Genomic DNA, 22185 nt, shown 5'->3' with positions numbered 1-22185 from the left:
ACAGTCATGAAATTCCTAACCTTATCACAACAGCTTTTACTCTCACTGGTGGCATGTATCCTGCTGATGTTCTCTTCGGGGTGCAATTCCCAAAAATTTCCCGGAAAACCGACGGTTGCGCTGGTCGTTAAAACATTGAACAATCCCTTTTTCAATGATATGGAAGAGGGGGCGCTACAGGTGGCCGATTCGCTTGAGCTTAATCTGCTCGTACAGGCCGCGGAGCGGGAAGTAGATGTTGAGAAACAGGTTCAGATTATTGAAAACCTGATTCAGCGAAGGGTAGATGCTATCTTGCTGACTCCAAGCGGTTCCAGCGAAGTAGTACCGGTCATATTAAAGGCCAACAACGCGGGCATCCCGATCATCAACCTCGATACCAAGATCAATATGGATCTCCTGAAAAGTGACGGGGGACAGATTGCCACATATATCGGGTCAGATAATTATGAAGGTGGAAGGCTGGCTGGCAGATACCTTGTAGAACAGCTGGGAGGCAAGGGGAAAGTGGCTATTCTGGAGGGCATTCCAGGGCACGAAACAGCTGATTCCAGGCAGAAAGGATTCCTGGATGGAATCGCCGAAGCACCGGGTATCCAGGTGGTGACCTCGCAACCGGCGAACTGGGAGCGAAACATGGGCTACACCGTATTCCAGAATATTCTGCAATCCCATTCCGATCTTAATGCCGTTTTTGCAGCCAATGATCTGATGGCACTTGGAGCCGTTGAGGCGATCGCCGCCAGTGGTAAAAACTATTCTGATATCATCGTTGTGGGATTCGATGCGCACTCAGAAGCTATTGCCTCTATCAGGAATGGAGAAATGGATGCCACTATTGCCCAGAACCCAGTACAGATTGGGCGGATGGGTGTACTGCAGGCGTATAAGCTGCTGAACGGGGGATCCGTTCCGGAAGAAATCACAGTGCAGATAAAATTAATCGCAAAAGAATCACTGACAAACAATAATATCGCAACAGATTAATGGAGCTATCAATGAAAAAAGCTGGATTAAAAATAGGGGTTGTTGGGTTGGGCAGATTGGGAAGCTTGTATGCAGAATACCTGGCTTACCAAATTCCTAAAGCTTCTGTAATCGCCGTAGCTGATGAGGATGGAGCACGGGCAGACAAAGTCGGTCAACTTATTGGTGTAGAAAACATTTTCACTGATTACAGGGATATGCTTGAAATAAAAGAGCTGGATGCCATTGTAATCACTACCCCGACTAGTACACATAAGGAGATTGTGGAGGAATCAGCCAACAAGGGGAAAATAATATTCTGCGAAAAACCGCTCTCTATATCGTTGGAAGAGACGCAGCAGATGAAACGAGCGGTGGATAAAAACGGTGTCTTTTTCCACATGGGGTTCATGCGTCGTTTTGATCCGGGGTATGCAGCTGCTAAAAAAAGAATTCTGAACGGGGAGATTGGCGATCCTATTGTCTTCAAAGCCTCCTCGCGGGATCCCGAGCGGCCCAGTCTTGAATTTGCCGATCCAGTCAAGAGCGGTGGCTTGTTCCTGGACCTGGGGATTCACGATTTTGATCTGGCCCGGTGGTTTATGGGGGATGTATCAGAAGTGTACAGTATCGGAAATATCCTGGCCTATCCTGAGATGGAGTCGATCAATGATATCGATAATGCCATGGTCAACATAATGTTCGAATCGGGTACGATTGGCACGGTGGACATGAGCAGAAGTGGTATTTATGGATACGACATACGAACGGAGATCCTGGGGACCAAGGGGACGATCCAGATCGGGTACCTTCGAGAAACACCGATTATAATTTTGAAAAAGGAAGCTGTGATGCATGATACAGTTCCCAATTTCATGGAGCGGTTTGAACTGGCCTACATCAATCAGCTTAGAAATTTTGTAGAGCGGGCCTATAACGGCGCCGAACCTTCGGTTACTATTCTTGACGGGGAACTCGGGCTGGTAGTGGGACATGCTGCGGCAAAATCATTCGATTGCAAAGAGCCGGTCGTCATTGATAATGAAAGTTTAACGTTTGGGCCTAAATCAGTATTTGAAAACAATAAAATGGTGAGATGAATACTATGAAGCGAAAGAAGATACTTTTCAGGAACACGGCAGGTAAAAAAGGGCGGAATTGGATTATTACACCTGAAAACTCGGAGCTGGAAGCCCTGGGTTATGCACGGATAATTCTAGATAAGGAGGTGCCGAGTGTTTCGTACGAGAATCCCAATTTTGAAGCGGCCTTTATTTGTCTGGGGGGAGAGGGCACAGTTAGCATTGGATCAGCATCTTATGAAGTAAAGCCTTACGATTCAATCTTTTTGCCCCCGGGGAATGAAGGAGTTATCAAAACAGAATCCACTCTGGATATCCTTGAAAGTACCGCTCCCTCTGACCAGCAGGGGAACCCCGTGTTTATACCTTTTGGGAAGCTAAACAGGGATAAAAAGTTAACCCAGATGCTCAGTACGCCGCCGTCGCAGCGCAAGCTTCATCGCATCATTGACGAGAATGTGCCTGCCCAAAGGCTGCTTTGTGGCCTGGATTTCAGCAAGGAGGGCAACTGGACCAGCTGGGCACCGCACGAACACGCAGCAACTAAAGAGGAGATATACATCTATTTCGACATGCCGGCACCTGCGTTCGGGATTCAACTGGTTTACGAAGACCTGGACCACCCGGAGTACCTGGGGCCTGTGTACGAGGGAGATGCCGTCGTAATCAAACGGGGCTATCATCCCAACGTCGCAATCCCGGGACACCCGATAAATTTTGTCTGGATCATGGCCACCCTTGACCCGTCGATGGAGCGCTCGTGGGCCGATGTTAATACACAACCTGAGTTTGCTTAAAAGTACTAGGATAGAATAAAGTGAAAAAATACGATATCGTTTGTATAGGACGCAGTTCCATAGATCTTTATTCCAATGACATAGGAGAGCCGTTTGAAAAGATCAGGAGTTTTGCGGCCTATGTCGGGGGATGTCCGACGAACATCAGCGTCGGAACCCGACGGCTCGGCCTGAACTCGGCTATCATGACCGGCGTGGGCGATGATCCGGTCGGTGCTTTTATTTTACATTTTTTGAATAATGAAAAGGTCGATACCTCTTTTGTGGTGACCAAAAAAGGAAAAAGAAGCAGTGCCGTAATTCTGGGCATTGAACCGCCGGACAAATTCCCTCTGGTGTTCTACAGAGATAACTGTGCTGACATCGCCATCACGATTGATGATATGCAGAAAGTCCCGTTTGAGCGGTGTAAAGCCATACTTATTAGCGGTACGGGATTCAGTAAAGAGCCCTCCCGTTCTGCAACTCTCTTTGCTGCAGAACAGGCAAATGCAACCAATTCAAAAGTAGTGCTCGATATCGACTATCGGCCGGATCAGTGGCCGGACCTGCAGACATTTGGAACGACGATCCGATCGCTGCTCCCGTATGTGGATATCGTTATCGGTACTTCAGAAGAGGTAAAAGCTGCGGCTCATGTCGGCGCTGGGGAGGTGCAAGTTGCGGATTCCCAGGTTTCAAACTACCGTCTGGAAGCAGACCAGGATGCCGCAGTTGAACTCATACTCTCAAAAGGTCCTGAAGTGTTGGTTTTAAAGTCGGGTACTGAAGGCAGCTATATCTATCAAAACGGAAATAGTGAAAGCGAACATGCACCCGGATTCCCCGTCGATGTCCAAAATGTTTTGGGAGCAGGTGACGCATTTGCCAGCGGTTTCCTTTACGGGTATGTACAGGGATGGGAATGGTATAGATGCGCTCGGCTGGGTAATGCGTGTGGAGCCATTGTCGTGACCCGTCACGGGTGTGCGAATTTTATGCCGACCATGGAAGAAGTTGAAGGTTTTACAGCCGGGAAAGGTGGATTATGAAGTACTTTCAAAAAAATAAGATTATAGCCCCGGAGCTCTTCCGGAAGATCACGGATATCCGGGTGAAAAAACCGGATAAGGTGGTGAAGATTGCCCGGAAACGGAAAAAGAGCAAACAGTTCGCATCCTCAGGTAATATCAATATTGTGGCTGCTGATCACCCGGCGCGCGGGAGTGTGTCAGTTGGGGATGAACCATTCGCCATGGCCGACCGCCATGAGTTGCTGGCCCGGCTGGTCTACGTTCTTCGATCAAAATGGGTCGATGGCCTGCTGGGTAGTATGGATCTGCTTGAAGAACTCTTGATCATTCACTCATTAATGGAAAAAGAAGGGTATGGTTTCCTGGATGAGAAGTTGATGATTGCGAGCATGAACAGGGGAGGACACCCCGGTGCTGTTTGGGAGCTGAATGATCCTGTTACTGGAGCGGATGTGGAAACATGTAAAGCCATGAACCTTGACGCCGTAAAAATGCTGTTGCGGGTTGATATGAATGCTGAGGACTCCCTCAAGACGTTGTTGGCCTGTGCCGAGGGAGTGCGTGGGGCAAGCAATGAGGGGATCCCAATAATCCTGGAGCCACTGCCGGTGAAAAAGGTAGACGGCCGTTATGTTGTGGTAAAAGATGCCGATATGCTTATCGAATTGGTCAGTATCACTTCCGCTTTGGGCACCACCAGCCGCTATACTTGGCTTAAACTTCCCTTTGTCGAGGAGTTCGAACGGGTGGCTGGTTCCACGACCCTTCCCATCGTAATACTCGGTGGGGAAAGAAGCCCTGATATCAGGGAATTGTTATCCGAGTTATCAAAAGCTCTGAACTCTGGCCACCAGGTGAGAGGAGCTATGTATGGAAGAAATGTTCTGTTTCCCAGTTCCGCCGACTCCCTGAAACTGTCGGAAGCTATAGGAAGGTTGGTTCACAGGGAGAGCAACCTTGAGGAGATATTGCAAACATTGAATGTTGAACAACAAATTTGAAGCAAGAGAAAGGATTTTTCCCATGAAGAAAATAAAGCTAACGGTAGCTCAGGCGCTGATCAGGTTCTTAGCAAATCAGTATGTAAGAAGAGATGGGGTGGAGACTCCCTATTTTGCTGGGGTCTGGGGCATCTTTGGTCACGGTAATGTAGCCGGAATAGGACAGGCACTACAGGAGTATCCACAGATGCCCTATTATCTCTGCAGGAACGAGCAGGCGATGACCCACACCGCCATTGCCTATGCAAAAGCGAAGTACCGAATGCAGGCTTTTGCTTGTACCTCTTCCATCGGACCGGGGGCTACCAATATGTTGACTGGGGCGGCCACCGCAACTATCAACCGCATCCCGCTGTTATTACTACCGGGAGATATCTTTGCCAGGAGAAATGTGGCGCCGGTCCTGCAGCAGCTGGAGTACCCGCTGAGCCAGGATGTATCGGTAAACGACGCCTTTAAACCCCTGTCCAGATATTGGGATCGTATCAACCGCCCCGATCAACTACCGTGGGCGATGCTGGAGGCGGTCCGGGTGTTGACTTCCCCAGCCGATACCGGCACCGTAACACTTTGTATGCCCCAGGATGTGCAGACGGAAGCCTATGAGTATTCGGCATCTCTTTTTGAAAAGAGAGTGTGGAACATACCCCGTCAGCTTCCCGACCAGGATCTGTACCGGGAGGCTGTTCAGCTCCTGAAGAATGCTGAGAAACCGTTTATCATATCGGGTGGTGGCGTCTTGTACAGTGAGGCCTTTGATACATTAGCTGAATTTGCCGAAAAAACGGGAATTCCCGTCGGGGAGACCCAGGCAGGGAAAGGTGCACTTTCCTTCAATCATGAATCTAACCTGGGGGCGGTGGGAGCTTCTGGGACGTCTGCAGCAAACAAAACCGCCGAGGAGGCAGATGTGGTGCTGTTGCTAGGTACAAGGCTGACCGACTTCACGACGGCATCCAAGAGCCAGTTCCAGCACCCGGATGTCAAGTTTATCCATGTTAATGTCAACCCTATGGATGCTAATAAGCTGTCGGCTATTCCGCTACAGGGAGACGCAAAGGCAACATTAGAGCTACTAGCCAAAGACCTGGAGGACTACGCCATTCCTGCTGAGTACGGGGACCAGTTAACACGAAGAAAAGAGGAGTGGAGCAAGGAGTTGGACAGGGTGACGAGTCTCCCAAAAGAAGATTTGATGCAGCAACCAACAGTACTTGGGGCGGTAAATGAAGCCGCGGGAAAAAAATCAACGGTCGTCTGTGCAGCTGGTAGCATGCCCGGAGATCTACACAAACTCTGGAAAACATATGAGCCCGGTGGCTACCACATGGAATACGGGTATTCCTGCATGGGATACGAGATCGCCGGGGGACTGGGCGTAAAAATGGCCCGGCCCGACCGCGAAGTGGTGGTCATGGTTGGCGATGGTTCCTATCAGATGATTTCTTCTGAATTGATTACGGCTGTTCAGGAGAATATTAAAATTACTGTTGTGCTGCTGGACAACAGCGGTTTCGGAAGTATTGGATCACTCTCGGAATCATTGGGTTCGGAAGGGTTCGGTACCAACTATCGCTATCGAAATCCCGAGACTGGAGAGCTCAATGGTCAAAAGCTTCCTCTCGACTACGTGATGAATGCGAGGAGCTACGGGGTTGACGTGCAGAAAGCGGAAAGTTCAGAGGAGCTGGTGCAAGCACTCGACAATGCGTTACAGTCCAAGGGCGTGCAGGTTATCGTGGTGCCGGTGGATAAGGTGCAGAAGGTGCCGGGATATTCCTCGTGGTGGGATGTTCCCGTAGCCGAAAAATCGTCGATTGAGTCAGTAAATAAAGCCCGGAAAGAATATGAAAAAGCTCGGGAAAGGCAGCGGGATTATTTTTGATTCAATAGAACGCAGATGACGCGAATTTGCCCAATTTTAAAAAAATTGTGTAGGAAGCGCTTTAAAACAGCGTCATCCGCGTTCCATAACAAAGCGGCAGTAAAGGTATCACACGCCTATCGAGCGCAGGTAATCACGGTTCCGCCGGGCACTCTCCTTTGGTGTACCCATTCCCGGCAGGATATCCTGCTCCACCACGATCCAGTCTGAATACTGTTGTCTGTTTAGTTCCTCAAGAATCTCTTTGAAGTCGATTGTGCCCTTGCCGAGTTCACAGAATACGCCGTTCTCAACCGATTTGAAATAGTCCCATCCATTTTCTTCCGACTTGCGGGCAATATTATGATCCCAGTCTTTAAAATGAACATGGCTAATTCGATCGTTGTGAGCTTTTAATCCTTCAAGCGGATCTCCTCCACCAAAGGCATAATGTCCCGTGTCAAAACAGAGTCCCACTAGCTCGGGATCGGTCATACTCAAAAAAATTTCGATCTCCATTGCTGTCTCCACATATCCCGCGCAGTGATGGTGGAATACGCTTGCCACACCCGTTTCTTCAAGGATTTTGCGGGCTACATAATCAACCCCTTTTGTGAAGGTCTTCCACTGTGCAGTTGTAAGCCCGTGTTCTTCTTGAATTCTGCCTGCATTACGGGTTCTAACGGGATTCTTGCCATTGTCGTCCGACAAGACAATTCGGGCATTTTCCTGGTCGACGTCCGCCAGTAATCGAGCAGTTTTCAGGGCAAGTTGCAACCCTTTTTCATAATCGGCGGGATTGACGAAATTAATGGGTACAAAAGCGCCTACAAGGTTGAGCTCCCTGGATTGCAACTCATTTTTTAACTCTTCGGGATCAGTCGGGAAAAAACCCCAGTCCCCCAGCTCGGTTCCCCGGTACCCAGTCGAAGACATTTCATCCAAAACTTTGTTGTACTGATCTGTTTTCCCCTCCAGACCGAACTCAAGTATTCCCCATGAACAGGGAGCATTTGCTATCTGCATTTTATATAGATTGGATTATAAATTTTGATGCATGAATTCGCATCCCGGCTTGAAACTGGTTTTAATGTAAAATATCGTCGCTTAAGCACCTGTTTTTACTCATCATTCTACAGGATATATCAAACAGTGATGTTTGTCATGACTAATTCCCCAAAAGTATTTTTCCAACGACTTTAACGAAATTAGTGAAAACGTTTTCATTAAGTCAAGTAAAGTGTATATTCTTTTTATAAGCTGATACCCATCAGGGATAGAACTCATATGTGATTTTTATACATTCTGTACCAAAGTATCGGTAGTCAGAATTATTTTAGGAAAATGATACCATAAATTGGATCCAGAAAATTAATCTTTGAAGAAAGAAAGTTGCCAATGTCTACACTGAAAGAAGTCGCTAAAAAAGCAGAGGTTTCTGTGACGACTGTATCCCGGGTTATAAACAACTCTAACAAAGTAAGTGCGGATACACGTGAGCGTGTTCAAAGGGCGATGCGTAAACTCGAATACAAACCCAGCAGGGTAGCCCAGCGTCTTCGGGGATCCAAGGGTAGATCTAAATTACTGGGACTCATTATTCCCGATATCCAAAATCAATTTTATTCTAACATTGTCAGGGGAATTGAAGATGTCGCCTATAAAAATAAGTATGCCGTTATTCTCTGCAATTCTGATGAGAACCCTAACAAAGAGCGATTTTACCTGGATGTTTTGCGATCAGAATCAGTTGATGGGGTAATTCTACCTCCTATCCATCAGTATGGTAAGGTCCTGGATGAGTGTTTGATTGAATATGGCATCCCGGTGGTTTGTGTCGATCGAAAGCTGGCAAGGGAGTCGGTTGATGCCGTGGTGGTGAACAATCATAAGGGGGGATATATCGCGGTTTCCCATTTAATTAATTTAGGGCATGAGCAAATAGCTATTATTTCGAGCTCACATCAATTCTCTTCCTTCGATGATCGCCAGAATGGATATGAACAGGCATTAAAGGATAACAAGCTTGAAGTCAACGAAGACCTTATTGTGGAGGGCGATCCGAGAAGCTCGGAACAGGCGTATAAATTGACAAAAAAATTATTGGAGGTTTCGCCCCGTCCGTCTGCTATTTTTATTACAAATAACTTAATGACCCTGGGCGCTTTGGAGGCTATTAATGAAATGAATCTGAAAATACCTGAGGATATCTCTATTGTGATGTATGATGACACCCCCTGGGCTACTGCTATTACTTCTCCTCTTACAGTTATCAGTCAGCCGGCATATGAAATGGGAAGACGAGCTGCGGAGCTTTTTCTTCAAAGAATTGCCGATCCTGGGAGGGCAGCCGTACAGGTTTCGCTAGAGCCCAAGCTTATTGTTCGAAAATCAACCTCATTTGCCAGGGATAAAAATAATGGCCAGTAACCTATTAAGGCTGATCACGTGCGGTATTTCTATCCTCTTTTGATTTTTGAAGGGCGTGGCTTTCCAAAAGTGCTTTAACCTTTACTTAAGAAAGGGAGACCGGAAACCGGCAGAATCCTGAGAAAAATCTAAAAATTGATTTGACTGCAGGGACACCCGTCACCCGTCACCTAATTTCCAAAAAGACTTCGTATGGCATCGCCGGCCTTATCCTTGATAAGATCCTTGAGGATCGGTTTGATGACATCCTGGTCGGGTCGAACAGTTGGACTATCTTGCGTGCCTGTTACTCGCAGCGGCAGCATAATGGTGCCGTTGTCCTGTGTAAGGGCATCCACGGCCTGTCCTGATATGATGGAAGCGATGCGGTCGCGGAATCGTCCCGGCAGGAAAAGGCTGAGTTTGTAATCGATTTTATTACTAACCAGGTGGCGGGTACCGCTCATGTTAGCACCAATGTCACCGCTTGTCAGTCCCAGGTTTTTAATGGTCATAATGCTGTTATTAACAGAAAACTGAGTTTCCGACTCATCGAGAGCGATATTGCGGAGCTCATCTGCTTTGAGCATTGTGGCCAGCTGGTTTTGCAGCGGATGACCTTTGACCCGTGATTTGGTCATGGTGAAGGTACCGTCCATTTTGGTAGTTGAGATGTCGGGATCCAGGTACACGTCCAGCTCAGAGTAGTAACTGATATTAGCGCTGAATGCCCCGGTAACATGTTCATGAAACTTGCTTTTTTCGCCCATCACAGGGAATTCCCTGAAGAAGGCATTGATATTGAGGCTGTCAAGCTCTCCTTTGAAGTTCAGGTTGGTACGATCAGGTTGCGGGACATTCCAGACGAATGAACCGGTAGCAGTGCCCTCAAAAAGCTCAATGAAGGCGCGGTCCAGCTTAATCTGTGTTGGAGTTGTTCCCGCCTGTGCCTCAAGATTGGTCATTTTTACGCCCGTAATAATTAGAGTGCCGATGTTGGCGGTAACTGAGCTGGTAAGATCCGGTAGCTCAATAGGGATCGGGGAAGCTTCAGTGGTATCTTCCCAGTCAATAAGTTCATCCATATTGAACAGGCTGCTTTTAAAGGTGCCTGTCAGATTGGGCGTGGTTGCACGGTTTTCCGCCAGTTCCAGGTACTCCATATAGTTTTGAAGGGAGCCTCCCAGGTTAAGGTCAGAAGAACCCAGTTTAAAGCTCAGGCCGGTAAGATCTACGGATTTGGGACTCAGCTTCAGTTCTCCATTCAGGTTGCTGACCGGTTGCCCCAGGGAATCACCACTCATATTGACGTTGTTGACCACCGCACGACCATTGAATCGCATGTTTTCGGGTTCCTGCAACGCTCCCTGAACGGAAAGGTCGAGTTGTCCAGTGCCTGTGAGTTCATTGATAGCGGGACGCAGGTCGTAGTAATTTTGGATCTCGGCAAACTGGGCATTGCCCTGCACGCGGAGGTCGAGTACCGGGTTTTCGCCCAGGTAATTTGTTACCGATCCAGACAGTTTCAGATCATTTTTTCCAGTACGGAAGCTGGCATTACTGATGGAAATACGATTTCCCTGCAGGTTGGAATTGAGCGTAATATTTTCGATCGGTTCGCCAATCTTTTGATAAGCTATGTACCCGTTCTGCAGGTTGACAGACCCACTTTGTATCGCTCGCTCAATCTCTTCTGCATTGCCCTTTAGAGTGGCATTGGCAGTGAGTTCACCACGAAGTTGAAGCGTATCTTCATCAATCGGGTAGAAGTTCTTGATGCTAGCTAGATCAAAAAACAGGTCGGTCGTCAGGTCTACCGTGCGATTGGCCTCATCGAGAGGATTTCGAACCTGGCCCTTAAGCGAGAGCTTGTTTTGTGCCGCGTTCAGGCCAAAAGAATTGATAGTGACCAAATCCTGGTTAGCCTTGGCATTTATTGAAATATTTTCAATCGGATTGGGGACATCGGAATATTTGAGGAGGCCGTTGGCCAGGCTCACATCAGCATTGAACTGGGCTTCCTCCGGTTTGTTGAGACGCCCGCTGGCCGTGGCATTAACTGAAAGCTTGCCGCCCAAACGCTCAATGGAGAAATCACCGAGTGGATAAAACTGATCTACCGTCGCCAGGTCTACATCGCCGTTAAGGTCCAGGCTAAATGGAGCATCTTCATTGAGGGGCTGTTCCAGTCTGCCACTGGCAGAAATCACATTTGATCCCGCAGTGGCTTCAAACTTGTCCATGGTGATAAGCTCATTGCTGGCGCTGGCAGTAAGCTGGATATTCTGAATTGGTTCCGGGAGATTCGGGTTTCTCAGGTACCCGTCCGTAACACTGATATCTGCTGAGAAAGAGGGCAGCAACTCGCCACCCACATTCCCCGAGACACTGCCTGAAATTGACAGTCCACCACGCGTTTCAAGGCCGGCCACCTGCTCTCGGTATTCATCGGGCACCAGCCGCAGCAGTTCACCGAAATTGTCGGACGAAGAGTTGAACTTCAGATCGATAGAAGGAGTATTGGCACTCCAGTTGCTGATCGATCCCGTTAGGTTAAGGGCCAGCCCGCGAATGGAAAAAGTGCCGCTCTCCAGGTTCATTATCTCATTTTTCAGGTCAATGCTGGAACTCTGGGAAAGGCTTAGCGGCAGGCCGTTTACATAGCGACTGCTGTCGACCTGTGCCGTGAGTCCCCCGAGTTCAATGTCGATGGTACTGTTAATCAAATCAGCATAACGCAGCGATATGTCAGCGTTTAGGTCAACCAGGTGAACCGTCGTGTTGGAGGTGGCATCCTGGTAACCAAAGTCACCACCTGAGACGGTAAATTTTGGGATGTTAAGCTGTAATGTACCAGCTTCCTCGGTAGTGTCAGTCTCTTCAGCGAGCAAAAAATCCAGGTTGGTTGTACTATCCTCGTACACTTGGTAGGTAAAGCGTGGATTTAGCAGCCGGATTTCAGCGATGCTGATTTCATTACCGAATAGTGAAAAGAGCTCAACGCTGGCAACAAACTCATCTAGGGAAAGAAGCGTGTCAGCAGGCGAATCCCCGGGCACACTCAGCCCGCTGATGCTGAAACCCGGACGCGGAAATGTTCTGAAAAAAGTCAGTGACATGGCATCCACCTGTACCGGCCGACCGATCCCCTCTTCAACATAGGGCATGATCGTTTCTTTCAGGCGTTCGTCGGTGAAATAGAGGTTGAGTCCAATGAGTACTACAATAATGAATAGCAGTAATCCGGAAAATATCTTAAGGAATGTTTTCATAATTGGGGTATCAGCTAATGAACAGATTTAAAAGATAAAATTAACTAAAAAACGCCATCTCACATATTAAAATTTGCATGTGTTTTTGGTTGGGGACTTGAAGTTGTACTTAAATTCATGAAAGGAATCAGTACACCATATATCTCAGGCAGACGGGGTTTCAAATTAAATTAAAATCCGTTTTATTGGCTCAAGTTCCTTATGTTTAGATAAGTAATTGTAACGCATTTTCTAAAAATTGCATTTGGATTCTATATGCTTAATTGGGGTTCCGGTCACGGAGATCTTAAATTCAAACAACGCCGACGCCGCCTTGTGGATATATTGCGAAACAAGGGAATAAAAGACGAGCGCGTGCTCGAAGCGTTTAGCATAGTACCACGTCATCAATTTGTGGATACGGCACTGGCCGACAGAGCGTATAAAGATACGGCACTTCCAATCGGTAAAGAGCAGACGATTTCTCAGCCCTATACCGTGGCGCGACAAACGGAATTGCTGGAGGTCATGCCCGGCGAAAAGGTTTTGGAGATCGGCACGGGTTCGGGATACCAGGCAGCCATTTTGTGCGAAATGGGAGCGGAAGTCTACAGTATTGAACGGCATGAGGAGCTTTATGAACGCGCCCGCGCCATTCTTCGAGAACTGGGGTACAAAGTGCAGCTTAAGCTGGGCGATGGAACGATGGGATGGTCGGCCTATGCCCCTTATGATGCGATTGTTGTTACGGCCGGGGCCCCTGTAGTGCCCGACGAGCTGGTAAAACAGCTCAATATCAACGGTCGCCTTGTGATTCCTGTTGGTGACGCTTCGCGCCAGGTGATGAAACGGATTATCAAGATCCGGAAAGATGAGTTTGAGGAAGAAAACTATAAAGATTTCAAGTTCGTCCCCCTGATAGGCGAAAAGGGATGGAATGGGGGGAAACAGTAGTCAGTGTGTCAGTGATTAGTTTAACACCTATCAATCAAAGACCGCTCAAACTATTCTAGATGCTCACCAGCTCACCATATCTTCCAAGGTTTAAATCTACCCCTGCAAACTCACCAATTTTTACATTATACTATTCCCGGTAACTGACACACTGACCCCTGTAAATTGGCCACTGAAAAAAACGTGATTGAAGAAAACAAAACCCAGAAAACATCCGCAGAAGAATCCCAAAAATCAGAAAAAACCTCCTGGAAGGAGTGGCCGGTTCTGTTGGTCAAGGGCTTCCTGATGGGATCGGCCGACATTGTGCCCGGTGTGAGCGGGGGGACACTGGCCCTGATTCTGGGCATTTATAAGCGGCTGATCAACGCTATCAAAAGTGCCAATATCAGGTTCATAAAGGATCTCTTTACCTTACAATGGCAATCAGCATTGGGCGTTATTCACTGGAAGTTTTTGGTGATGCTATTCAGTGGTATCATTTCTGCAGTCCTGTTCTTCACCCGCATCGTGCCGCTGCAGGTCTATATGTTCACCAAGCCGGAGCTGATTTTCGGCCTGTTTTTCGGGCTGATTGTCGGATCGATCTACATCCTGGTGAAAGCGATCGAATCGTTCGACTGGAAGCATGGCCTCTTTATTTTTGTGGGCACCCTGGTCGGGTTTTGGGTGGTAACGCTGGTACCGACTGACACCCCGGAAACCAGCCTGTTTGTGTTTTTTAGCGGCTCTATTGCGATCTGTGCCATGATCCTGCCCGGTATCTCTGGCTCTTACCTGTTGCTGATACTTCGCAAATACGATTACATTCTATCACAAGTAGCCTCCCTGGGAGAATCGATTGAACCAGTGCTGGTATTGCTTACCTTTTTTGCCGGTGCGGCCGTGGGGCTTGCCCTGTTTTCCAGGCTGCTATCTTGGCTGCTCAGTCGGTATTACGGTTTGACACTTGCTGTGCTGATCGGCTTCCTCATTGGATCGCTTTACGTCATTTGGCCCTACCAGGACCGAACCTTCCATGAAACCGTGACCAATACTGAACTTGTGGTGTATGATCATCCCCGGGCCGAGCAGCTACGCAAAAATCCCGCGAATCAAAATCGACCGGAATATGAGCGGCTGGGAGAGGTGGTAGTCTCCGAAAATACCAAACAGGTGGAGATTCAGACCGTTAAACAGAAGCTAATTGAAACTGATCCCTATGTGCCATATATGACGAAAGAAGGACCGGGCACTGAGAATTTTTGGAGTGGAGTTGTGGGAATCCTGATCGGGTTGCTTATGGTGGGGGCGCTTGACTACATGAGCTTCGTAGATCGCGACTAGCGAACTGCAACTAGCCCGTATTTCTCACAAGTATTTTGTGAAGAATACCATAACCTATTGACAGGCAATAACTTACACTTATTTTCCAATTCAATATAAAGATGACAGAGTGTTTTTCCTGCGAAATTTCTCCGTAAGCTGCATTGAAGGTTAAAATGGGCTTACTCAACGTACCTCGGTACGTTTCCGTCACCATTTTACCTTCGCCTTGCTGACGAAAAAAATTCTTGGTGAGAAATCCGGGCTAAATCCCAAAAATTGACTAAAAATTCACATTCAGGTTTTACATTCCTCTTACAAGAATAACTGCCAACAATCATAAAAGTGGTTGCTGGTTCACATTTTTTGAATCAAGAAGGGAAGCTTGCCATGATGGAGATTAAAAAGATACTCGTTCCGACCGACTTTTCTGAGGAGGCTATTTTTGCTTACACTCATGCCCAGGATTTGGCATCACATTTCGGGGCTAAAGTTGACTTGATACACATTGTTCCAACCCTCAGGTACTTCAGTGAAAGCATAAGCAAGCTTGGGGTACCGTTGGATATGGATGAAGACCTGTATCCACACGTGAAGGATGGGGCGAGTCATCGGCTGAAGTCACTGATGGATGACTACCTCAAGGAGGACAATAAAGGGGAGGCAATTGTTCGGATTGAGCGGAAACCATCAAAGGCAATTACCGACTATGCAGCTGAAAACGGCTATGATCTCATTGTTATGGCGGCGCGGGGTGAACACAGTTCAGATCTGCTTCGGGGAAGTATTACGGAAAAAGTTATTCGCCATTCTTCGGTGCCGGTTTTTACGGTCGACAACCGCCTCAAAGCAGGAGGTATAAAACGAATTCTGCTGCCCACTGATGCCTCTCTGCTCTCCTTCAAATGTCTGCCAATGGTGCTGACGCTTGCGAATATCTATGACGCTGAAATTACGCTTTTCCACGTTCGGGGACTCTACGGTTCGCTGTCGGAGAGTATGAAGCGCCGCCCGGGAAACACCGATGAATCTGATATTTATGAGTCGATAATCGAAAAACTGGGAGCACATCTCAAATCGAATAAGCTGCAGAATATTGAGATAAAGAGGGGAGATCGAAAAATGGAAGATGAGCTTGTTGTCACGGGGAATTCATCTTCCAAAAACTTCCCGTTACATACGGTGATTGAAAAGGGACTTTCTGCGCATTATGAGATTGAAAATTACGCCCCCAGCCATTCGGATCTCATTGTAATGACCACCCACGGGCACAGTGGACTTGCTCACTTCTTCCTGGGTTCTACTACCGAGAAAGTGGCATTACACGTGGACATGCCGGTGCTGACTTTTAAGCCTCCAAAAGAGGAGCTTGAGCAAGCTACTTCGTGATACGGGGATAGTAGTAAATCACAGGGCTTTTTCCGCCAACGTATTCGCTGATCGTGTAGTATCCGGAACCATCGGGGGCGATACCGAGGGCTTCTCCCTGGGGTTCTTCATTGTATGGCAGCCTGCCCGGAATTTTATCAGTAATTGATGTCGGAGTCTCTTCCTCATTGAGATGCCAGATCAAAACTTGTGTCTGTGTCTTCAATATGATCATACGGCCATCTGCTGAGATATCCCCGCCCAGCATTCCGAAGAACGGGATAGTTCCGGTGAGTTCGGCTGTATCCACATTGGAGGTTGCCTGGGGATAGGAGAGGCGGAAAAGTTTTTCCTGACCTTCATATTTGGTCACAATATAGAGATCACGAGTCAATGGGTCTATAAGAAGGGTCTCCGCGTTGTATGATCTGTTTTCCGGGTAGCGGAACTCCAGCTTTTCGACATTCTCGAGGGTATCAACAGGTTGACTTGTGTTAGGGATAAATTCCGGCTCCGGCAGGCGGTAGATCTGCAGAATCTCCTCTGACGGTGAGTTATCACCAATGTCTGCCACATAAAGGTAGGTTCTGTTGCTGTTAGGGCCGGGGCCTATCGCCATGTCCTCCCAGTCTCGATTTTCAGCCCCCGCCAGATGATAAGAACGAACAAGTTTTCCCTCTTTGTCAACCAGGAAAAGCCGCGGGTCATCACCACTGTCATTGTGTGCCCAGATATAGTTGGAATTGTGGCGACTTACTGCAATACCGGACACTTCATCCATCTCACCAGACTGAATTTTGCCCACACTGACAGGGTGGCCAAATGTAGAGTCATTTCCTACAGCAGACTGTTGCGAAATATAGCGATCCTGGTGATGTTTGCACCCCGATTCAAACAGTATTGCGATAACTAACAGTGCGGTCGCGAAGATTGTATTTTCGAATGTGTTCACCAGCCAGTGGATTAGGTCCTTTTTGATTCTCCCCAATATTGCCATTCTATGCATAAATTTCACCTAGTCGGTACCCCGCCGCAGGCCGCGATCGGTAAAGCGCCAGTCCGCTATTGGTTCGTCAATTTGGCGATTGCTCCATTTTAGTTCTGTTTTGCGATTCTCTACCAAGTCGTGCATCACCATAAAATTGGCTTGCCATACGTCCTCTTTGACCTCCTCGTAATTCGCGGTCTCGAGACGTTTTATCATTTCTCCCTGCTCGTTGAAGTATTCAATTTGTTGAACTAGGTATCGTTCAGGATGAATATAAAAATGGATCCACGCATACTGGCTTTGTCCCTTCTTCTCAGCCCGCAGTACGTACGAAGTGTCAGTCTCCGCTTCCATCTGGAAGTTATAGTCTTCAGGCTCTCGGTCTCCGAGATCTTCGTAGGTAAAATCACTCCCCATAAATCGGTCGCTTTTCTCAGAGGCTGAAATAATTTTTATCCGTCCCAAGGCAGGCAGGAAAAGCTTCTGCACTTCGTCACTATTCTCACTGAGTGTCAGGAACCCCGTTCCCCGAACATTACCGGGCTCCTCAAAAATAAGCAGGGTCTTGCTGGTTTCTCCTTTGTTGTAACTGAAAGATTGAATTTGCCGGTTGCGAGTTCTTCCACGGCTGTCATAGATGATCATCTGCATATCAGCAGTTTCAAATGTGATGCTCTCCCGGCGGCGGTCCACTTCTTCAAATATTTGGCGTGCATTTTCGTCTTGTGCGGCATTTTGGGCGATACCAACCAGTGGGACAAACCAAATAAGTGTGAAAGTAACGTGTAAAAATTTTCTCATTAGTCATGTATTATTCGAATTAATTGGTTTTATTAACAAGTCCATCCATTTTGCCAATCCCAAAAGTTTTAATTTTTTTTATTGATCATTATATACGATAGCTTTAGGGCTACTTAATTTTCGACAACTTTCGACCTTTATATGCCAGAACTTATCACCGTTGATGAACTGATGAATATGGGGCTTCCTCCCATCATTATTTACGCTGCTCCTGTAATGTTTGCCCTTGTTTTTCTGGAATGGGGCATAAGTTATTATCAAAAGAAAGACCGGTATGATGCCAAGGATTTTTGGGCATCTACAGCCATCGGCGTTGGTAATATAATCGTAAGCTCAGCAACCAAGATTAGTATATTTGGGCTAATTTTGTTTTTCTATAACATGATGCCCTGGCGCGTGCCGCACACGTGGTGGTCGTATCCACTGTGTTTTATCTTCCTAGACTTTTGCAGGTATTGGGCGCATCGTATTGCCCACGAACAGCGAATTTGGTGGGCAACGCATGTCCCCCATCACTCCTCCGAGCAGTACAACTTTTCAGTTTCATTTCGCTTGTCCTGGGTGCAGGGTTTCAAAGTGATCTTCTTTCTTCCGGTAGCCATGGCGGGTTTCCATCCGGTTGTCTTCTTTATTTGCCACCAGATTGCAGTTCTCTACCAGTTCTGGATCCACACCGAGATGATCGATAAGCTGCCGCGACCCATCGAGTTCTTTTTTACGACTCCTTCTCACCACCGGGTGCATCACGCCAAGGACGACCACTACCTGGATAAAAATTACGGATCTACATTTATTATCTGGGACCGGATATTCGGTACGTTCCAGCCTGAGTTGAATACCCCCAATTACGGTATCACGAAACCCCCGGAATCCTACAACCCGATCTACCTGGTATTTCATGAGTTTATCGATATCTGGAAAGATTTGAAGAAAGCTTCCGGGTGGAAGGAGTATTTGTGGATACTTTTTGCCAGTCCTGCAGAACAGGCACGGGCCGTGAAAGAGAATGAAGCCCGGGAAAAAGAAGAAAAGAAACAGGAAATTGCAGCTCCTATAGAGGAATAATGGTAAAAAGGGAACTTCGATTTTTTGGAAGTTCTTCAGCTCAGCTATCGGCGGTTTTTCTCCACTCAAAAGATGAGTATTACAAACTAGATGGGGGGACAGGAGTGCCCAAACAAAAATTATCTGTGTGGATCTGTGGCACCCTTAAACCACAGAGCTTTAAGACACAACTTTTCTCGGTATGGCAGCCGGTAGACGACTGATAAACTCATTATTGATGGCATAATTTCCTTCCGTGAAGGATTTTATGGAGATCGACTCCCCGTTTTGTTGACCGATCAGTACTACCTTATCTCTAATATTTACCCCATCCAGGTCGGTCACATCAACCATAAAAACATTCATGTTGACAGAGCCTACAATCGGGGTCTTTTGGCCGTGAATCAGTACTTCGCCATTGTTGGAGAGGCTGCGTGCGTAGCCATTGCCGTATCCAATTGGGATCACGGCCACCCTCATGTCGCGGGATGCCTGGAAAGCGGTACCATAGCCGATATACTGGCCTTCTGCTACATCTTTGAGATGCATAATATTTGTTTTCCAGCTCAGCACCTGCTCAAGCGTATGTTCTGCATTGTCCTTCTCCTGCATCAGGTGGAGATTATAAATATCCGGGCTCGGCCACAGGCCGTACTGTGCTGTACCAACCCGCACCATATCCATCACTGTCTCCGGGAAGGCGAGTGCACCAGCTGAGCAGGCTGTGTGTCTCAAGTTTGGTTCAATCCCGGCATCAGTAATTCGCTCGTACATCTGTTCAAAAAGCTGTTCCTGTTGTTGAATCCGGAACTGGTTGGAAAGCGATTCTATGCCGGCATAGTGTGTGCAGACTCCTTCTAACTCCAGGTAGTCAAGATTTTTTTTGATAAACGCTATCGTTTGATCCAGTTTTTCCGGCTCCAGCCCCGTACGATTACCCCCTGTTTCCAATTCCAGGTGGATGCGGGCCTTTTTCCCTACTTGTTTAGCAATGTCAACCGATCGTTCCAGCCGGTGAAAATCATAAACGAAATACTCAATCTCATGTTTAATGACCCAGGGCAGGTCCTCGGGATACAGAATGCCCATTATCATTACATCCGCATCAGTGGTTCGGGCCTCAACTACCTCTTCTGCCTCGTAACTGGAAGCAACGGCAAAATGCCTGATTCCACATTCTTCCGCCAAAGGCACAAAGTCATGTATCCCATGACCGTAGGCATTGGCTTTAACAACAGAAGAGATTATTGTGTCACCCCCGATATTGGAACGAATGAAGTCCAGGTTATTCTTTAAGGCTGCTTCACTAAGTTCAATTCGTGACGAGTGACGGTGCATATCAGAATATTGTTTAATGATTAATCAGTCCAGGTATATGAATCTCCCCAGCTGTTACGAGCAATTTTAATAACCCGATCTATTTTTTCTGCCGGTATGGACTGAGGGTCTGAAAGGTCCGCCTTCAGGTAATGAAATGCGTAAATGCGGGAGGCAAATTGGTAAAAGGGAAGAGAGGATTCCCCGTATCGCTCACCGTGCCCGGCGACCGTGGGCTCCAGACCCGGTCCCCAGCTTTGCCGCCCCTCATTGTTGGGGTTCAAAAAGTAAACCCGCATTTGGCCGGCATGTTCGGCGACACGCAGTATCGAGACGGCGTGAAATCCCAGCAGTTTGCCTGTCGAGGAAGTGATAAAAATTCCCACGGGATTGGGATATGCAAGGTCGTGTCCCCCGTTATACAGCGGGTGATGGGTGGCGTAAAACGTACGCACAAACTGTTCATAGTTTTTTATGGAGTTCGTGGTGGTATCGTACGCTGATATGAAACCGTTTGGCACCCACTGCCCGTACATCGCCGGGTTTACCCATTTGTGGCCGTCGTCAGGACGCATGGCACAGCGGCGCATCATATCGTTGTAGATGCGATCCAGGTGGGGAACGAGGACAATCGAAACCATATCGAGATGAAAATCGAATTCTTTGGCAAGTCCTTTCGTGAGTTCGGATGAGTTAAGCTCTGTGCCCTCAAAGCGCATGGAGAGATTGTTTTCAGTGGCTGCGGTGATAAGCATATTCAGCAATTTCCCCGGGGCGTGTCGGCTCCACAGGCTGATGCCCCGTGCCGACTGGCAGGTCGGATTCCAGCCCTGCCCAATGCCCAACGGTTGTCCAAGAACGCTGAGCGTATCAGCTGTTAACAGAATCCTGGGATCGGGCTTTTCCGATCTTTTTGCCAATGTAGACTGCAGAATGTTGTCCCTGATGGAAGGATGGATGTTTAGGTTCAGCAACCGTTTTAGCCCACTCATCACAGGTTGGTGGGACAGTAGATTTCGTTCCAGCAGACGTCCCAGCCCATAAATACAGCGATGAGTAACCGGGGAAATAACACTGATGATTAGCTCTTTGACAAAAGCTTTGTGCTCCAGCAGCTCAGCCTTGCCCGATTGATTCAGGGCCAGCGCTTGGTGAATACGTACCGGCTGATCTGCTACTTTTCTTAGCAGAATGCTGTGCCAGGGACTCGTCAGGCCGGTGGCGTTCATTGCCTGCCCCATCTGCAGGCACTCCGATTTCAGTGTTTCACTATCTGCCAACTCAAGGTAATCACCGTATGCCTCCAGCGAAATTTCCCTGTTATTACGCAGGTATAGTGTCGGGAAAAAAACGGAATCCACATACTCCTGCAGACTCTGATCAGTTGGGGAATCCGGGTCCAGGGTAAGTTCTTGCCGAACAAACTGGATAATTTGGTGAACGCGATCCGTCACGACTGGTCGCTGTGCACAGATCATCTCGACCTCTTCCAGCAGATTATGCTTTATTCCCTCCAGCGGAATTTCCCTCGAGACTAATTCGAACAATCTCTGGATTTTATCCCACAGATCATCCGATATTTTACGGGCCTGCTCCGAACCATCAGGGAATAGGAATTCGAGATTATTTGCCAGTGTTTTTTGCAGGAAAGTCCGCGATTCTTCTGTAGAAATCCGATCATCCCGGATCTGCTCCCTGGCAATAGCCAGCATTCGAAGTTCACTCAGGATCTCGAAATCAGTGGCTTCACCACCTGATTTAAGCGTACCTCCCACAAGTGACGGAACGAGGGATTTTGGATCATCCCATGCTGACCCGTTAAAGATCTGGACTTCGTGAAGTTCTCCAATTCGATGGTATAGAAAATTGAGTCCACCTGGGGCCTCCAGCAACCGGTGAACGGCACTCATCAGGCGTGGTTTATACTGTTCGATTGCGAAGGATTGCCCCCCCTGCAAACGTTCCAGTGCGCGATTGAACTGTGCAACAATTGTTTTAGGAGCGTCAACAGATACCTCCATTAAA

The 22185-nt window shown here is 47.7% G+C and carries 17 protein-coding genes; 11 read left to right on the top strand and 6 right to left on the bottom strand.

The window, feature by feature from the left end; all coding sequences use genetic code 11:
- Positions 1–6 precede the first annotated feature (6 nt).
- The 6 genes from NC796_RS11345 to iolD are packed head-to-tail and all read left to right on the top strand — an operon-like array spanning position 7 to position 6744.
- Positions 7–987, top strand: a complete 981-nt coding sequence (locus NC796_RS11345) for a sugar ABC transporter substrate-binding protein (protein ID WP_310684521.1) — start codon at positions 7–9, stop codon at positions 985–987.
- 11 nt (positions 988–998) lie between these two features.
- Positions 999–2066, top strand: a complete 1068-nt coding sequence (locus NC796_RS11340) for a Gfo/Idh/MocA family oxidoreductase (protein ID WP_310684520.1) — start codon at positions 999–1001, stop codon at positions 2064–2066.
- Between the two features lie 5 nt (positions 2067–2071).
- Positions 2072–2845 (top strand): 5-deoxy-glucuronate isomerase, encoded by a 774-nt coding sequence (locus tag NC796_RS11335; protein WP_310684519.1) that lies wholly within the window; start codon positions 2072–2074, stop codon positions 2843–2845.
- A 20-nt stretch (positions 2846–2865) separates the two neighbouring features.
- Complete coding sequence (gene iolC, locus NC796_RS11330; RefSeq protein WP_310684518.1) at positions 2866–3876, top strand: 5-dehydro-2-deoxygluconokinase; 1011 nt, start codon at positions 2866–2868, stop codon at positions 3874–3876.
- Positions 3873–4859 (top strand): hypothetical protein, encoded by a 987-nt coding sequence (locus tag NC796_RS11325; protein ID WP_310684517.1) that lies wholly within the window; start codon positions 3873–3875, stop codon positions 4857–4859. The genes iolC and NC796_RS11325 overlap by 4 nt, the downstream gene beginning before the upstream one ends.
- A gap of 22 nt (positions 4860–4881) precedes the next feature.
- Entirely contained in the window at positions 4882–6744 is a 1863-nt protein-coding gene (iolD, locus tag NC796_RS11320; protein WP_310684516.1) for a 3D-(3,5/4)-trihydroxycyclohexane-1,2-dione acylhydrolase (decyclizing), read from the top strand.
- A 108-nt stretch (positions 6745–6852) separates the two neighbouring features.
- Here iolD and NC796_RS11315 read toward each other — a convergent pair whose 3' ends face one another.
- The gene (locus NC796_RS11315; protein ID WP_310684515.1) at positions 6853–7749 is read right to left on the bottom strand and encodes a TIM barrel protein; all 897 of its coding nucleotides are present in this window, start codon (positions 7747–7749) and stop codon (positions 6853–6855) included.
- A gap of 372 nt (positions 7750–8121) precedes the next feature.
- Here NC796_RS11315 and NC796_RS11310 point away from each other — a divergent pair, with 372 nt between their 5' ends.
- A complete protein-coding gene (locus tag NC796_RS11310) occupies positions 8122–9153 on the top strand; it encodes a LacI family DNA-binding transcriptional regulator (protein WP_310684514.1) in 1032 nt (343 codons plus the stop codon).
- Positions 9154–9323: 170 nt separating this feature from the next.
- Here NC796_RS11310 and NC796_RS11305 read toward each other — a convergent pair whose 3' ends face one another.
- On the bottom strand, positions 9324–12404 hold the full coding sequence (locus tag NC796_RS11305) for an AsmA-like C-terminal region-containing protein (protein WP_310684513.1): 3081 nt from the start codon (positions 12402–12404) through the stop codon (positions 9324–9326).
- Between the two features lie 255 nt (positions 12405–12659).
- On the opposite strand from NC796_RS11305, the gene NC796_RS11300 reads away from it, so the two are divergent.
- The 3 genes from NC796_RS11300 (at position 12660) to NC796_RS11290 (ending at position 16031) form a co-directional block, all read left to right on the top strand.
- Entirely contained in the window at positions 12660–13337 is a 678-nt protein-coding gene (locus NC796_RS11300) for a protein-L-isoaspartate(D-aspartate) O-methyltransferase (protein WP_310684512.1), read from the top strand.
- A 165-nt stretch (positions 13338–13502) separates the two neighbouring features.
- Positions 13503–14663, top strand: a complete 1161-nt coding sequence (locus NC796_RS11295) for a DUF368 domain-containing protein (RefSeq protein ID WP_310684511.1) — start codon at positions 13503–13505, stop codon at positions 14661–14663.
- 369 nt (positions 14664–15032) lie between these two features.
- Positions 15033–16031, top strand: coding sequence for a universal stress protein (locus tag NC796_RS11290; RefSeq protein ID WP_310684510.1), 999 nt, complete (start codon positions 15033–15035; stop codon positions 16029–16031).
- Here NC796_RS11290 and NC796_RS11285 read toward each other — a convergent pair.
- Together NC796_RS11285 and NC796_RS11280 are read right to left on the bottom strand one after the other, a co-directional pair.
- Positions 16021–17016 carry a hypothetical protein gene (locus NC796_RS11285; RefSeq protein ID WP_310684509.1) on the bottom strand — a complete coding sequence of 332 codons (996 nt, stop codon included), beginning with the start codon at positions 17014–17016 and terminating at the stop codon, positions 16021–16023. The two genes, NC796_RS11290 and NC796_RS11285, sit on opposite strands and share 11 nt — an antisense overlap.
- A gap of 9 nt (positions 17017–17025) precedes the next feature.
- Positions 17026–17799 (bottom strand): outer membrane lipoprotein-sorting protein, encoded by a 774-nt coding sequence (locus tag NC796_RS11280; RefSeq protein ID WP_310684508.1) that lies wholly within the window; start codon positions 17797–17799, stop codon positions 17026–17028.
- 141 nt (positions 17800–17940) lie between these two features.
- Between NC796_RS11280 and NC796_RS11275 the strand changes: the two genes are divergently transcribed.
- Positions 17941–18864, top strand: a complete 924-nt coding sequence (locus NC796_RS11275) for a sterol desaturase family protein (RefSeq protein WP_310684507.1) — start codon at positions 17941–17943, stop codon at positions 18862–18864.
- Between the two features lie 159 nt (positions 18865–19023).
- Here NC796_RS11275 and alr read toward each other — a convergent pair whose 3' ends face one another.
- Both alr and NC796_RS11265 read right to left on the bottom strand, forming a co-directional pair.
- On the bottom strand, positions 19024–20181 hold the full coding sequence (alr, locus tag NC796_RS11270; RefSeq protein WP_310684506.1) for an alanine racemase: 1158 nt from the start codon (positions 20179–20181) through the stop codon (positions 19024–19026).
- A gap of 20 nt (positions 20182–20201) precedes the next feature.
- Positions 20202–22181 carry a hypothetical protein gene (locus NC796_RS11265; protein WP_310684505.1) on the bottom strand — a complete coding sequence of 660 codons (1980 nt, stop codon included), beginning with the start codon at positions 22179–22181 and terminating at the stop codon, positions 20202–20204.
- Between the last annotated feature and the right edge of the window lie 4 nt (positions 22182–22185).

It is taken from the genome of Aliifodinibius sp. S!AR15-10 (assembly GCF_031569985.1).
In the GTDB taxonomy this organism is placed as follows: Bacteria; Bacteroidota; Rhodothermia; order Balneolales; family Balneolaceae; genus JAMQKA01.
Note: the sequence above shows the minus strand (reverse complement) of the source record. Positions and strands in the feature narration are given on the sequence as shown.

Coding starts and splice junctions, on each gene's coding strand:
- NC796_RS11345 (WP_310684521.1), top strand. CDS start 7: ATGAAATTCCTAACCTTATCACAACAGCTTTTACTCTCACTGGTGGCA.
- NC796_RS11340 (WP_310684520.1), top strand. CDS start 999: ATGAAAAAAGCTGGATTAAAAATAGGGGTTGTTGGGTTGGGCAGATTG.
- NC796_RS11335 (WP_310684519.1), top strand. CDS start 2,072: ATGAAGCGAAAGAAGATACTTTTCAGGAACACGGCAGGTAAAAAAGGG.
- NC796_RS11325 (WP_310684517.1), top strand. CDS start 3,873: ATGAAGTACTTTCAAAAAAATAAGATTATAGCCCCGGAGCTCTTCCGG.
- iolD (WP_310684516.1), top strand. CDS start 4,882: ATGAAGAAAATAAAGCTAACGGTAGCTCAGGCGCTGATCAGGTTCTTA.
- NC796_RS11315 (WP_310684515.1), bottom strand. CDS start 7,749: ATGCAGATAGCAAATGCTCCCTGTTCATGGGGAATACTTGAGTTCGGT.
- NC796_RS11310 (WP_310684514.1), top strand. CDS start 8,122: ATGTCTACACTGAAAGAAGTCGCTAAAAAAGCAGAGGTTTCTGTGACG.
- NC796_RS11305 (WP_310684513.1), bottom strand. CDS start 12,404: ATGAAAACATTCCTTAAGATATTTTCCGGATTACTGCTATTCATTATT.
- NC796_RS11300 (WP_310684512.1), top strand. CDS start 12,660: ATGCTTAATTGGGGTTCCGGTCACGGAGATCTTAAATTCAAACAACGC.
- NC796_RS11290 (WP_310684510.1), top strand. CDS start 15,033: ATGATGGAGATTAAAAAGATACTCGTTCCGACCGACTTTTCTGAGGAG.
- NC796_RS11285 (WP_310684509.1), bottom strand. CDS start 17,016: ATGCATAGAATGGCAATATTGGGGAGAATCAAAAAGGACCTAATCCAC.
- NC796_RS11280 (WP_310684508.1), bottom strand. CDS start 17,799: ATGAGAAAATTTTTACACGTTACTTTCACACTTATTTGGTTTGTCCCA.
- NC796_RS11275 (WP_310684507.1), top strand. CDS start 17,941: ATGCCAGAACTTATCACCGTTGATGAACTGATGAATATGGGGCTTCCT.
- alr (WP_310684506.1), bottom strand. CDS start 20,181: ATGCACCGTCACTCGTCACGAATTGAACTTAGTGAAGCAGCCTTAAAG.
- NC796_RS11265 (WP_310684505.1), bottom strand. CDS start 22,181: ATGGAGGTATCTGTTGACGCTCCTAAAACAATTGTTGCACAGTTCAAT.